Source organism: Mesorhizobium sp. M7A.F.Ca.US.006.04.2.1, from assembly GCF_004022915.1.
Lineage (GTDB): Bacteria > Pseudomonadota > Alphaproteobacteria > Rhizobiales > Rhizobiaceae > Mesorhizobium > Mesorhizobium ciceri.
In genome coordinates this window covers 1-1,199 of record NZ_RZQA01001280.1, presented here as the reverse complement: position 1 = coordinate 1,199, position 1,199 = coordinate 1, and the positions used below count along the sequence as shown (strand labels likewise).

The 1,199-nt window shown below is 62.5% G+C and carries 1 protein-coding gene and 1 tRNA gene; both read right to left on the bottom strand.

The features are described from left to right. Nucleotides 1–288 precede the first annotated feature (288 nt). Nucleotides 289–364, bottom strand: a tRNA-Lys gene (locus tag EN925_RS36620). 106 nt (nucleotides 365–470) lie between these two features. Next, a partial coding sequence (locus EN925_RS36615; protein WP_164894694.1) for a PhzF family phenazine biosynthesis protein occupies nucleotides 471–1,199 on the bottom strand: 729 nt, incomplete at its 5' end.

The window sequence follows — 1,199 nt, the reverse complement described above, 5'->3', positions numbered from 1 at the left end:
GTCATGGCCCGATCGACACCGGCATTTTCGTTGTCTTCCTGGTCTTCTTCTGGTGGCCCATCAGCGATTTCTCCGGGGGAAAAGACGGAATTGGCGCCAGCGATGCTGCAGCCGGGGAAAAGAGCCTTGCTTTTCGATTCGGCCGGTTTCTGACCCGCATTTTCCAACGCGGCTGAATCGCCACAAGATCTGGATAGCGCGGTTAAAGAATCACAGTCAGACAGCCTGCCCGAGACGCGCCAAACGCGTCTCGCTTTCAGGGTCTTTCCACCAACTCTTCTAGGAATTTGGTGGGTGCGCACAGGATTGAACTGTGGACCCGCTGATTAAGAGTCAGCTGCTCTACCAACTGAGCTACGCACCCACTCGGCCGGCAAAAACCGGCGTTGGCGGGCATATAGCCGCCACCATCGGTCCTGTCCAGCCCTGCCGGAATCATTTCCCGACAAATCGACCGAGCATGCGTTCGATCAAACGAACAGCTTGCCCTCCGCCACCTTGATTGCGTTGCCGCCGATGCGCGCCGAGGCCAGTTTTCCGCCTTGCACGGTCAGTTCGAGGCGGATGCGCGATGGCCGGCCCATCTCCAGCCCCTGCTCGATCCACAGCTGTGAAATGCCATCGGTCGGCGCGTCGAAATGCATGATGGCGCCGGCAAAGGCGGCTGCCGCCGAACCGGTCGCCGGATCCTCGTAGGAAGGCGTGCCGGGCACGATCATGCGCACATGGAAGGCGCTTTCGTGGTTCACCGTCTCGCGGCAGTAGACATAGGGGCTGGCGAAGGCCCACTCGCTCTTGCGCGGCGCCAGTTCCGACCATGCCTGGTTGTCCAGCCGGATGCGGCCCGCCGCCTCGAGATTGGCAACCGGGATGGTGACGTAGGGCACGCCCGCCGACCAGAACGCGACGCGGTGATTCTCGAAGCCGATCTCATGCGGCGTCAACCCAAGCGCGGCACCGATCGCCTCCGGATCGGCATCGAGCTTCAGCGGCTCCGGCAGCTTCGCCAGATCGAACTCGGCAAAAGTGTTGCCGTCATGCTTGCTGACGGCGCACCGCACCGGACCGATGTTTTCCTCCAGCACGAAGATGCCGGCGCCGCCCTCCTCCGCAAGTTCGGCCAGCGCGATCGCGGCGCCGACCGTCGGATGGCCGGCGAACGGCATTTCATAGTCGGGCGTGAAGATGCGGATGCGGTT